8 protein-coding genes are annotated in these 12,127 nt (G+C 55.0%); 4 read left to right on the forward strand and 4 right to left on the reverse strand.

Translation table 11 applies throughout. The annotated features are described in order from the left end of the window. Positions 1-5 precede the first annotated feature (5 nt). A complete protein-coding gene (locus BQ8290_RS02495; RefSeq protein ID WP_108787333.1) occupies positions 6-650 on the forward strand; it encodes a carboxymuconolactone decarboxylase family protein in 645 nt (214 codons plus the stop codon). Positions 651-662: 12 nt separating this feature from the next. On the opposite strand, the gene BQ8290_RS02500 is transcribed toward BQ8290_RS02495, so the two are convergent. Both BQ8290_RS02500 and BQ8290_RS02505 read right to left on the reverse strand, forming a co-directional pair. After that, the gene (locus BQ8290_RS02500; protein WP_108787335.1) at positions 663-2,189 is read right to left on the reverse strand and encodes an acetyl-CoA acetyltransferase; all 1,527 of its coding nucleotides are present in this window, start codon (positions 2,187-2,189) and stop codon (positions 663-665) included. A gap of 10 nt (positions 2,190-2,199) precedes the next feature. Further along, complete coding sequence (locus BQ8290_RS02505; RefSeq protein WP_108787337.1) at positions 2,200-3,468, reverse strand: acetyl-CoA C-acetyltransferase; 1,269 nt, start codon at positions 3,466-3,468, stop codon at positions 2,200-2,202. A 115-nt stretch (positions 3,469-3,583) separates the two neighbouring features. Between BQ8290_RS02505 and BQ8290_RS02510 the strand changes: the two genes are divergently transcribed. Both BQ8290_RS02510 and BQ8290_RS02515 read left to right on the forward strand, forming a co-directional pair. Beyond that, positions 3,584-4,345: a crotonase/enoyl-CoA hydratase family protein gene (locus BQ8290_RS02510; protein ID WP_108787339.1), complete on the forward strand. Its 762-nt coding sequence runs from the start codon at positions 3,584-3,586 to the stop codon at positions 4,343-4,345. 76 nt (positions 4,346-4,421) lie between these two features. After that, positions 4,422-5,585 (forward strand): acyl-CoA dehydrogenase family protein, encoded by a 1,164-nt coding sequence (locus tag BQ8290_RS02515; protein WP_108787341.1) that lies wholly within the window; start codon positions 4,422-4,424, stop codon positions 5,583-5,585. Positions 5,586-5,680: 95 nt separating this feature from the next. Here BQ8290_RS02515 and BQ8290_RS02520 read toward each other — a convergent pair whose 3' ends face one another. Together BQ8290_RS02520 and BQ8290_RS02525 are read right to left on the reverse strand one after the other, a co-directional pair. Further along, entirely contained in the window at positions 5,681-8,167 is a 2,487-nt protein-coding gene (locus BQ8290_RS02520; RefSeq protein ID WP_108787343.1) for a TonB-dependent receptor domain-containing protein, read from the reverse strand. A gap of 236 nt (positions 8,168-8,403) precedes the next feature. Continuing rightward, positions 8,404-10,440: a TonB-dependent receptor domain-containing protein gene (locus BQ8290_RS02525; RefSeq protein ID WP_108787345.1), complete on the reverse strand. Its 2,037-nt coding sequence runs from the start codon at positions 10,438-10,440 to the stop codon at positions 8,404-8,406. Positions 10,441-10,553: 113 nt separating this feature from the next. Between BQ8290_RS02525 and BQ8290_RS02530 the strand changes: the two genes are divergently transcribed. Continuing rightward, positions 10,554-12,077 carry an NAD(P)-binding domain-containing protein gene (locus tag BQ8290_RS02530; RefSeq protein ID WP_108787347.1) on the forward strand — a complete coding sequence of 508 codons (1,524 nt, stop codon included), beginning with the start codon at positions 10,554-10,556 and terminating at the stop codon, positions 12,075-12,077. The last annotated feature ends 50 nt before the right edge of the window (positions 12,078-12,127 follow it).

The raw sequence follows: 12,127 nt of genomic DNA on the forward strand, positions 1-12,127 counted from the left end.
CTGACATGCCGCGTTTAAGAGAGATTCCTAAGAGCGAAGTCGAAGACCAGGCCGTGTTGCAGATGTACGCGATGGTGTTCGGTGACCGCGATCCCGTAACAGAACCGGGCACGGCAACGGGCACATCCGGCGATTGGTGGTCGGTCTTCGCCAACTCGCCCGAAACGCTCAAACATGCAGCGCAAGGCTTTGCCTATTACCGCAGTGAGAACCGCAAGCTTGATCCTGTTTTGCGGGAGTTTGGCCAGACATGGGCAGGATGGGCAACCGGCAGCCAATTCGTGTTCTCACAGCACTGTAAGAGCCTGCGTGGGCTAGCCGTGAGTGAGGAAAAGATCGAGGCGATCCCCACTTGGCAAACTGCCACCTGTTTTGATGCCAAGGAACGTTTGGTGCTGGCCTATGCGGATCGATTGGTCACGCACGCGGGACGGGTTCCCGATACTTTGTTCGACGCGATTAAAGCCACGTTCTCCGACGAAGAGATCCTAGAGCTCACTTACACAACGACCATGTATATGATGCATGCGGTGATGAGCCGCGCGCTAAGGACGGAATTTGACGACCGAGATGATCCGATAACCGAAGTGGCCGCACCCGAAGGGTTCGACGCGTTGGATGTCTTGGGCGGGTCGCGCAAAGACGACTGACCGACAAAGCGGTTAAGCGATGCGCCCCACGTTGCGGCCGCGATCGTCGCGCGTGACGGTCAGTGAGGCACCAAAGGGTTGACCGCCTTCGAACAAATCACGTGTCGCAGGATCATCAAGATCGGCGTTGCCGACCACGCGAGCTCTGTCTGCGTTGCGACCTATAAAGACCGCATCGCTGCCTGATTTGCTGTGATTGATCGTGTAGCTTTCAACCGATGCGCTATCAAAGGGATCGTTGCTGCGAACGACTGCGTCGGTGGCTTTCGGCACCTCGGAAACGCGATCATTGCCCGTCCAATCGGCCGGTTCGGTCGAATAGATCCCGGTCGCATATTTGCTCATCCAGCCGCCATTTGCCCCGACCAGAGCGTAACTGCCGCGATCGGAGCGCACTCGTTCTACTGCTTCGCAAATCGCGTGAGCGGAATAGTTGTTCCCCGCCCCACCAAAGAACGGCAATCCACCGGTCAAGGTCAGCCCACGCGGATCATCAGCCGACAAGCCAAAATGATCGCATTGGTTGAAAACGGGAATCGCAAAGCACGAATAGAAATCGATATAGGCCATGTCAGACATGCCCTTGTCGGCGATGGCAAACGCAGTCTCAACGCTGGCGATTGACGCCGGATTGGCCGCGAGGTCGGGACGCTCAGACAATTCCAATTCGGTGGCCGAAGTCACCGCATGAATATGGACCCACCGATCCTCAGGAACACCCAATTCGCGCGCCAAACCCGCACTGCAAAGGATGATTGCCGCGGCTTGGTTCACTTGATCGCGCGCTACGGTCATCCGCGCATAGGGTTCGGCCACAATCCGATTGCGATCTGTAACGGTCGCCAACTCTTCCGCGCTGCGCTCCTTAGGGGCCGCAGAATGCGGATTGGCGGCGGCCACTTTGGTGAATGGTTCAAACAATGCGCCAATATCGGCGCGATATTCGTCCAAGCTCTTGCCTGATTTCGCGCGTCGAGCATTTTCGGCAATAGCGTAAAGCGGAATGGCCCCCGTCGCACCATGCGCAAACAAAGCGGGTTCGAGCATCCCATCAAGGCCAAAGCCGCGATCTTCGCATTCACCGCCGACCGCTTCAGACCAATCCGGCTTTTCACCCTTGGCAGACAGCGCCAAGACGGTTGAGATCGCTTCGGATCCCACAATGGCCGCGCACTGGCTTTTACCGCTGGCGATATCGGCGGCGAATTCACCAACCAGCTTTTGATTGTATTGCCCGCCTGTGGTGGACAGGATCGCGCGTTTTGGATCGGCGCCCACACGTTTTGCGAAACTGCGCGGGATGTTATCAGAACCACCAAAGGGCGGCGCCCGATCCGGACGAGACATCTCAAACGCACGGATCGCGGCGAGCGTATCAATCGCACCCGCAACCGATCCATCGGCGCCGCAGTTCTCAACAGCAGCAGACAAAGCACGCCCGCCAAGATCCATATAGGAAAGGGCTTCGTATCCCGGTTCTCCGACCCGTTCCGAATATTGCCCAACCCCGATAATGACGGGCGTGTTGTTATCTATCACTCAACAATCCTTAGTCGACGAAGCCATCGACACGTTCAACAATGATAGCTGGAGCCATACCGCCCGCCGCACACATTGTGACCAAGCCGTAACGCCCTTCGCGGCGCTCAAGCTCATCGACGATTGTGCCGATCAGGATGGAACCGGTGGCACCGATTGGGTGCCCCAACGCAATCGATCCGCCATTCACGTTGACGCGATCCCAATCCAGATCGAGATCTTTCATGAACTTGGCGGTTACAACGGCAAAGGCTTCGTTGATCTCGAAAAGGTCGATATCGTCCAGCGTAAGGCCGGCTTTCTCAAGAACCTTCTTTGCGGCCGGAACCGGAGCGTTGAGCATCAAAGTTGGGCAATCGCCCATGTTGGCGGTGGCAACGATACGGGCGCGCGGTTTGAGGTCGTTCGCTTCGCAATACTCTTTCGAACACACCAATACCGCCGCAGCGCCATCCACCACGCCGGAAGAATTGCCTGGCCCGTGGAAGTGCTTGATATCAACATCAGGGTATTTCTGATTGACCATCTCGCGGAAAGTCGGCTGACCCGGAGCCATCGAGAGTTCGGCCATTTTCTCAAACGAAGCGGGAAGGCCGCCCAGAATTTCCATGGTCGTGCCTGGCTTGGGGAATTCTTCCTTATCGAGGACGACATTGCCGTCATCGTCAACAACCGGAACGACCGATTTATCAAACCGGCCTTCCTCAATCGCTTTGGCAGCGTTTTGCTGACTCTTGAACGCGACCATGTCGAGATCTTCGCGAGTAAAACCTTCGATTGTTGCGATTGCGTCGCCGCAAATGCCTTGCTGTGATTGCGGATGCTTCTTGGAAAGGCGTTCGTTACCGGCGCCCATGATTGGCGGCATGATGCCCGCCTGCATCTTCGCTTTGGCCATCTCAGACGTAAGGCTCATCATCTCTGTACCGCCTGCGACAACACAATCTTCCATGCCGCTCATGATGAGAGCTGCGGCGACGTTCACCGATGTGATGCCTCCGCCACAAAACCGGTCGAGCGTCATGCCGCTGGATTGGACGTCATAACCAGCGTCAAGCGCCGCCATACGGCCCATATCGCCGCCTTGTTTGCCATCTTGGCTTGAGACAGACCAGACGACATCACCCACGGTGGAAGTGTCCAGTGCGTTGCGCGTCGCAATCGCTTTAAGACACGTTGCCGCCAAGTGTTGGGGATGCATGTGCGCCAGAGCGCCCTTGCCAACTTTGCCGATCCCTCGCGGGGTGCGAACGGCGTCAACTATGTATGCTTCGCTCATGGGTAAGTCCTCTCAATCTATCGAAAATGCGGTTGACGTATTGGTAAGCCCCCTGCACCTCTTACACAAGATTTGAGTTTCTAATTAAAATGCTAATCAAGAATCGGAGAGACCCGTGAGCGAAGAAGTCCTGACCCAAGTGGAAGACGGTGTTTTGATCGTAACGATCAACCGTCCCGAAGCCAAAAACGCGATGACCAAAGCAGCGTCAGAAGCGATTGCCGCAGCAATGGATCGGCTTGATGCCGAAGACGATTTGCGGGTTGGCATTCTAACCGGTGCCGGTGGAACATTCTGTTCAGGCATGGATTTGAAAGGCTTCTTGCGCGGTGAAAGCCCAAGCGTTCCAGGTCGCGGCTTTGGCGGCGTGGTTCAAGCGCCACCGGCCAAACCTTTGATCGCCGCGGTCGAAGGGTACGCATTGGCCGGCGGTCTCGAATTGATGATTGCTTGCGATTTGGTCGTTGCAAATTCTGCCGCGAAATTCGGCATCCCCGAAGCGAAGCGTGGCCTTGTCGCTGCGGCCGGCGGGGTGATGATGCTTCCAGATCAAATCCCAGAGCGGATCGCAATGGAACTCGCCCTGACAGGTGATTTCATCGACGCTGGACGCGCCTATGAATTGGGTCTCATCAACACGGTGACCGATGGGTCCGCTTTGGAAGGCGCTATGGCGTTGGCCGCGAAGATTGCGGCCAATGGCCCGCTCGCGGTTCGTGTTTCCAAGCAAGTGATGAAAGAATCGCGCGCCTGGGCAATGGCAGACCGCTACGACAATCAAGCCAAGCTTATCGCTCCGGTTTTCGTATCCGAAGACGCCCGCGAAGGGGCCGCTGCATTCGCGGAGAAACGCGCGCCCAATTGGAAGGGCAAGTAAGAATTGGGATGAAGGGATGCCTCTTTATTGAGAGGCGTCCCGTATTCTTGGTGTCAATCTAAGAGAGGAAATTTGTATGCCCGTCATCGACGTGCCTCAGCCAGCATTTATGGAAGACGAAGAGATTTCGATCTTCGCGGATGCGGTCGGGAAGTTTTACCAACAACATGCTCCACAAAAACGCGTTCAAAAATGGCGTGAAGACGGGCAGGTTGAACGTGAATTTTGGAATGAAGCAGGCCAAGCAGGTCTGCTCGGCGTGTCTGTTCCGGAAGAATATGGCGGCCATGGAGGCGACTTCCGCCATGACATGGTTGTGCTCGACCAACAGTTCAAAAATGAAGTGGATGGATTTGCCGCTTCCCTGCACAATACGATCATCCTGCCATATATTGTTCGCCACGGCACCGAAGAGCAAAAGAAGAAATACCTTCCCAAGCTTGTAACTGGGGATTTGGTCAGTGCAATTGCAATGACAGAGCCAGGCGTTGGCTCGGACTTGCAGTCGATCACCACGACCGCGCTGAAAGACGGGAATGGCTACCGGATCAATGGGGCCAAAACCTATATCTCTAGCGGACAAACAGCCGATTTCATCGTTGTCGTCGCCAAGACTGACCCCAATGAGCGCGCCAAGGGCATCTCGCTTATGTTGCTTGAAACTGAAGGGGCAGAGGGTTTCGAACGCGGCAAAAAGCTCGATAAGATCGGGCAAGACGCGGCGGATACCTCGGAACTGTTCTTTGATGATGTGTTTGTGCCTGCTGAAAACGTCCTTGGCGGAGTAGAGGGCAAAGGCTTCTACCAGTTGATGGGCGAATTGCCTCAGGAACGCTTGGTCATTGCAATGCAATCCATGAGTGCGATCGAAAAAGCCATGGATGTGACGGTCGAATACGTCAAAGATCGCAAGGCTTTTGGTCAAACGATTTGGGATTTCCAAAACACCCAATTCGTCTTGGCTGACCTTAAAGCGCGCGGCACAGCAGCCCGCGTGTTTGTAAATGATTGCATCGCCAAATTGCTCAAGGGTGAACTCGATGTCGGCACTGCTAGCATGGCCAAATATCTGGTCACCGAATTGCAGAGCGAAGTCGTTGACAAATGTCTTCAACTGCATGGCGGCGCAGGTTACATCAATGACTACCCGATCGCTAAAATGTTCCGCGATGGCCGCATCACGCGGATTTTCGGTGGGTCGAATGAAGTCATGAAAATGCTCATTGCGCGCGGTATGTAACACCAACGCGCTTCATTCTCGCAGGCAAACAAAAGGGCGGCTCGGATTTCTCCGAGCCGCCCTTTCTTTGTCCCCTCCCAGAGACGTTTGTTCGTTTAGAACTGTGTCCGGAGCGTTACGCCATAAGTCGCCGGCTCTTGGATAAAGGCCGAACGCGACGAACCGCGAAGCACCGTGTTAAATGTAACACCGCGGGTCACGACGTCGGTGATGTTGTTGCCCCAAACCTCAAGGGTCCAAGTTTCATCAATCGAGCCGATACCAGCGCGAAGGTTTACCTTCGTGTTGCCATCTTGAACATCGAACGGAACCGGATTGGTGGTCCCCAGGAACAATGCCTGTGTCGATGTGCGACGATCGCTTTCCATACGCGCTTGCCCGGAAAGGAAGCCACGCAGGCTGTTGCCGATGTCACGATCGTAGTTGAAGCCCATAATGGCGACAACTTTCGGAGCATTTGTCAGCGAGTTACCGCAAAGCGTCGTGACGTTCAAAGACACCTGACCACCGTCACAGTCGCTCGGGTAACGGGCGTCTGTGTATGTGAGAGCTGCATTGACCGTCAGATTGTCGTCAGGACGGATCACTGTTTCAAGTTCGAAACCGGTCGATTTCGCGCTTGCCACGTTGAACGTCGTGAACTGAGCACCGGTGAATTCGAGGACTTGGAAGTCGCTGAATTCTTCGTGGAACACAGCAAGGTTTGCAGTCACAGCGCGGTCAAAAAGCTGGGCTTTCACACCGAACTCATAGGCATCAACTTCTTCCGACAAGAAGGTCGGATCAGCACCACCGGTGTTTGCAGTGATATCTAGGTTGATACCGCCCGCTTTATAGCCGTGTGTGAAGCTAAGATAGGCCGTTACCGGAGCATCGAACTCATAGCTCAACTTACCAGTGTAGATCAGCTCACTATCGCTGAACGGTACGTCGAATTCACGCGGCAGTGGGAAGAACTCACCATCCGCGCCATTCGCAGGAGCGACAAACGCGAAACAGCTCAACGCCAATGTACCGCCGACCAAAGCACCTGGAACCGCGCCGGCACCGACGGCTGCAAATGCGCCGTCGCACGCTGGATTGTTGCTGGCCAGCTGATTGAATCCGCCATTCTTGCTCTCGTCCGAATAACGCAGACCGATTGTTGCGATCAGGCCATCGGTGAGTTCAAGCGAGTTGTGCGTGAAGAACGAATAGCTCTCTGCGCTCTGGAAATATTGGTTCGTCGCCGTAGTCAGCGATGGGCTAGAACCGGTGAGCAGAGCCAAAGGAGCGGGACCGACCGCACCTCCGAAAATCCCTCCAACGAGCAAATCGTAATCCGCACCCAGCGCGAAATCGATCTCTGCATCAATAGTTTCATCGGAATAGAAACCCCCGACCATCCAGTTCAGTCGGCCGCCCAAGGATTCGCCTTGCACGCGCGCCTCTGCCGTGAATGTCTGAATTTCAGTATCGAGCCGGTCGACATCGAACACATCCAGTCCAGAGAAGTCAGAATCGTAATTCTCGCTAGCGGAGAAGTCGCGATACGAACCGATCAGAACCAGATCAACTGTGTCCCCGATGGGGAAGTCGAACTGAGCCGTGATGCCGTATTGTTCAACATTAGCCAAAGGAGCGCGGTTTGCTGTTGCAACACGGTTGTCCAAGACATCTTGAGCCGTTGACGTATCGAACGGCGTTGTTGCCACTGTAGGCGCAGCCATGCCCGCGCGAGATGGCCCCCCCAAGCCAACGATCGCGCCTTCTAGGCCAGAATCCGCCAAGAGTTCGACCGCTGCACAGCATTGGTTCTCACTTTCGGAATAATCAAAGATCAAACGCGCTGTCGCGCCGCCTTCGCTTTCGTAGCCCAACTGACCGCGGATAAGAAACTGATCTACAGTACCCGACTGACCAACATTGGCGCCATTTGCGTCGACAATATCGACGATCCCATCGCGTTGACGGTACGCACCGGTCAAACGAACGGCCAAAGTGTCTTCGACCAAGGGAGCGTTGATCGCGCCTTGAACGTTGATGAGGTCAAAATTACCGTAGGTCGCATTGGCAAATCCGCCAAATGCCGTCACGTCCGGTTTGTTTGTGGTGATGTTCAATGCGCCAGCAGAGGTGTTGCGACCGAACAGTGTACCTTGTGGGCCACGAAGAACTTCAACACGTTCAATGTCGACGAACTCCGAAAGGGCAACGCCCGGGCGAGATTGATACGCGCCGTCGACGAAGATACCGACCGCACTTTCAAAGCCGATATTGTTTGATGTCGTACCCACACCGCGAATACGCAAAACAACCGAACCCGACGCGATCTGAGCGTTCGAGGTTGAGAAGCTTGGTGAAACTTGCGTGATGTTTTGAACGTTGACGACGCCTTGCTTGTCCAGTTGTTCCTGGCCAACGGCGGTCACAGCGATTGGAACGTCTTGAATATCTTGCGCACGACGGGTCGCCGTAACGATGATGACGCCTTCATCTTCATCCGGCGCGGCAACCGTTTCGTTTGATTGTGCGAATGCTGGTGCCGTGAATGAACTGCAGGCCATTAGACCAGCAGCATAAGCTGCAAACTTCCGTGTCATAAATTGTCCTCTCCACAGGGCGCCCGGAATTGTGGCCGGTGCTCTTTCCCAACTGGTAAGACTATCAGGGGTTTTTCCCATGCCAAGAGTGTCATACCACTTGATTGGAGGTAGTAGCAAAAATGCAACATAATACGTTGCAACGCAGCATAGGTGCGCATTCGAAACTCACTGGCTAATTTTGTTGCAAAACGCGCAAGAACCGTTGCCTTCTGCTCGCCCTGCCCCGCAAACGATCACATCCCAATTCTTATCCCAAACCAGACGGTCCGTGGCCGCCCCAAATCGATCGCTCCGCCAGAATTTCGCGTGATAATGTCGTCGTCAAAAACGTTCTCGGCTCTGGCGATGAGCGAGAAACGCCCTGTCAAAGGAGCTTCAACAAAGAGATCAATCGTTGTCGCCGGAGCCAAACGATCGGTTTCCTGGTCATCTTCAAATTGCGCACCCACGTGTCGCAATGTCCCCGCGACGCGCCATCCATCCGAAGGTTGCCAAGCCACGGTTGCAGACCCGGCGAACTTTGGCGTTTGCGGCGGCCGGTTGCCATCCAGCAAGAGCGATGCGCCCTCCCCTGCGACCTTTGCATCGGTGAATGCCAGCGACGCATCAAAACTCATCTGCCCTGAACGAATAGCGATCGCACCTTCGATCCCTTGCGCGTCAATCGCGGGAAGGTTTTGCCTCTGCCGCAAATTGGGCGCGATGGTCACATTCGCAATCGCGTTTTCGACTTCATTGTCGAACGCGGTAAGCGACAGAACCACCTGATTAACCGGCTGCCAATTGAGGCCAATCTCAAACCCCGTAAGCCGCTCATTTTCAAGCGCGGCGTTCGCCTGAGTTACAACGGGGAACACCACAAAAGGACGATACAATTCATTCAACGTTGGCAACCGCGATCCGGTGTAGGCGGCAGCCCTTAGGTCCAAACGGCGTGTCGCATAATACGACGCGCCTGCCCGCCAACTTAAAGCCCAATCCGACCGATCAGGGGCCACCGTTTCACTGACTAAGACGGCGTTTGCGTCAACCGCCCGAAAGAAGCCGTCTTGGATGCGTGTATGATCCGCGCGCAATCCGCCGGTCACAACAATGGGACCGATGCTCCAATCGTCTTCGATGAACAGGCCCAGATTGCTGTTGGTTCCACCGGCGCGGCGCCGTTCCCGCAACGCGCCCGTGAACGCGCTGTAGGCTTCTTCCTGCAATTCGCCGTCCGAACGCCGGTAATCCGCGCCAATTCGAACATCATGCCCCTCCGCAACGGGCGGTCGCACTTCAATCTTTCCGCCCAGCCCCGTTGACGGTGTGTTGCGTTGATCCAGAACGCGCACGAACCGTGTCGAGCTGATCACCACATTGGAAAAGTTGCGCGCCTGCACATAGGCCAATGCGTCGAATTGCCAATCGCCGCGACCCACGATCCGCAGGCTCGCATCCTGCCCTTCGCTGGTCGAATTGGCACCATCAAATCGCAAAGTGCGCTGATCATCAAAGATGCTTGTCCGCGCCTGCAATTCAATCGTGTCCGAAAGCGGAGCAACCGCGCGCAAGCCAACCTGCCAACTGTCGAACGCCGCGCGCGCAGAGGCGGGCACGCGTTGATTATCTGGCGTTGTGAAGAACCCTTGCCCCCGATCCCAACGCCCGCTGACCACCGCGAATCCGGCACCCAATTCTTGGGCGACTGCGGCGCTGGCTTCGGTTTCCGCGCGGTCATTGATCAACACACTGCCAGCAAATGGTCCAAGCGTGTCCGGTCCCGCGCTTTCCAATTCAATCGTCCCGGCCAGCGCGCCTGACCCAAAGGGCCCCGAACCACCGCCCCGCGTTACTCGGATAGAATTGAGGGTTTCGGGCGCGATTGATGTTAAGGGGATGTAGCCAAAGAATGGATCGCTGATCGGGACGCCATCCAACAACACCAACGCCCTGCTGGTCGCATTTCCGCCTAGCGCCCTTAGTGTAACGCCCTGGGCACTTGGGTTGGAAGATCTGCTATCGGATCGCCGAAATTGCTGAAAGCCTGCAACGTTGGACAAGGCGTCTTCGATACGACCGGACCCGGTCGAAACAATTGCTTCACGCTCTAACGTGACCGTCGAATACACAATGTTGGAAAGGGCCTGCTCCAACCCTTGCCCGGTTACAACAATTTCGGGTTCATAGCCGTCCACTTGCGCTTCTTCATACGCCTCATCTTGAGCGAGCAAAGGAGCGCATGCTGTCAAAGCGATAGCGCAGACGGAGAGACGGAATATATTTTTCATAAGGAAGCCGCTAGCCTGTCCGCCAACACAAGTCAGTTTCATTTTGCTATCAAGACTCGCTTTTCCTGCGCCTGTGTGTTTACAACCTCTGTAACAAGAGAAGAGAGAAGCCGATGCCTGCCACACCATTGAATTCGACCGCGCCCGATTATGATGTTCTCATCGTAGGCGCTGGTATTTCCGGGATCGGCATGGCCGCGCATATGCGGATGAAAACGCCCGACCATTCTTTCGCGATTGTCGAACGGCGCGAAAACCTAGGCGGGACTTGGGATCTTTTTCGGTATCCGGGCATCCGATCCGACAGCGACATGCACACGTTGGGTTTTGATTTTGAACCGTGGCGTCATGAAAAGAGCATCGCTGACGCGCCATCTATCCTCGAATACCTAAACCGGATTGTGGATGAGCGCGGCATTCGTGAGAAAATTCAGTTCGGCCAGAAAGTGATTGCGGCCGATTTCCGCGAGAATGAAGCGCGTTGGTATATTGAGCTTGAACAGGCGGATGGCACCCGCTCGCAAATGACAGCGAATTTTCTCTATCTCGGTTCAGGCTATTACGATTACGACGAGCCCTACGATCCGGGTTTCAAACTGGGCGAGTTTAAGGGACAGGTTCTACACCCACAATTTTGGCCCGAAGACCTCGATTATTCTGGCAAGAAAGTTGTGGTCATCGGATCAGGAGCAACGGCGGTCACAATCGTGCCTTCTATGGCCGACAAAGCGGACCATGTTACCATGCTTCAACGCACGCCAACTTGGATGGCGATGCGCCCAGCAAAAGACGGCCTGGCCAACGCAATCCGCAAGGTGTTGCCGGAGCAGTGGGCCTACAAAATCACGCGATTCAAAAACATTTGGATGCAGGATTTCACGTTTAAGATCGCCCGCAACAAACCAGAGAAAGTCAAAAAGAACCTTCACAGTGCGATTGAAAAGGCACTGGGCCCAGATTTCGACCGCGCAACATTCACGCCGCCATACGATCCATGGGATCAACGCCTGTGCTTGGTCCCCGATGGCGATATGTTCGAAGCAATGAAATCCGGCAAAGCGACCATCGTCACTGGTAAGATCGCAGGATTCGAAGCCAACGGCATTCGGTTGGATTCAGGCGAACTTATCGAGGCAGACATCATTATCACCGCGACCGGATTGAAAATGGCGGTTGCAGGCAAAATCGATGTGAGCGTCAATGGCGAGATCGTCGATTTCGCAGAACGGTTTTATTACAAAGGCTGCATGTTCTCCAACCTACCCAACCTTGCGGTGGTGTTTGGATATCTCAACGCGAGCTGGACTTTGCGGGCCGATATCAATTCCGATTACGTGTGCCGCGTCCTGAACGAAATGCGCACGAGAAACGTAGATACGGTCAATCCAATTCTTTCGCCCGAAGCAGAAGCCGCGATCGAAGAAGACGACATTTACGATTTTTCCAGCGGCTACATCCAACGCTCGAAGCATCTTCAACCTAAGAACGGCCTCCATTACCCATGGCGCCTCAACCAGGAATACGTCGTGGATCGCAAGCAAATGGCCAAGAGCCCAGTCGATGATGGATTGTTGAAATTTTCGCGCGCTGGTGCGAATGCTCAAGGGTCTGAGGAACAGCTCGAAGCGGCGGAGTGACCTGATTTCGTGGCATCTCTAATAATGCCCCGCTGATGACGCTGGAATTC

The organism is Erythrobacter sp. Alg231-14, from assembly GCF_900149685.1.
Lineage (GTDB): Bacteria > Pseudomonadota > Alphaproteobacteria > Sphingomonadales > Sphingomonadaceae > Erythrobacter.

Excerpts from the sequence above, each read along its gene's own strand:
- BQ8290_RS02520 (WP_108787343.1), bottom strand. The coding sequence starts at position 8,167 with ATGACACGGAAGTTTGCAGCTTATGCTGCTGGTCTAATGGCCTGCAGT.
- BQ8290_RS02505 (WP_108787337.1), bottom strand. The coding sequence starts at position 3,468 with ATGAGCGAAGCATACATAGTTGACGCCGTTCGCACCCCGCGAGGGATC.
- BQ8290_RS02530 (WP_108787347.1), top strand. The coding sequence starts at position 10,554 with ATGCCTGCCACACCATTGAATTCGACCGCGCCCGATTATGATGTTCTC.
- BQ8290_RS02515 (WP_108787341.1), top strand. The coding sequence starts at position 4,422 with ATGCCCGTCATCGACGTGCCTCAGCCAGCATTTATGGAAGACGAAGAG.
- BQ8290_RS02495 (WP_108787333.1), top strand. The coding sequence starts at position 6 with ATGCCGCGTTTAAGAGAGATTCCTAAGAGCGAAGTCGAAGACCAGGCC.
- BQ8290_RS02525 (WP_108787345.1), bottom strand. The coding sequence starts at position 10,440 with ATGAAAAATATATTCCGTCTCTCCGTCTGCGCTATCGCTTTGACAGCA.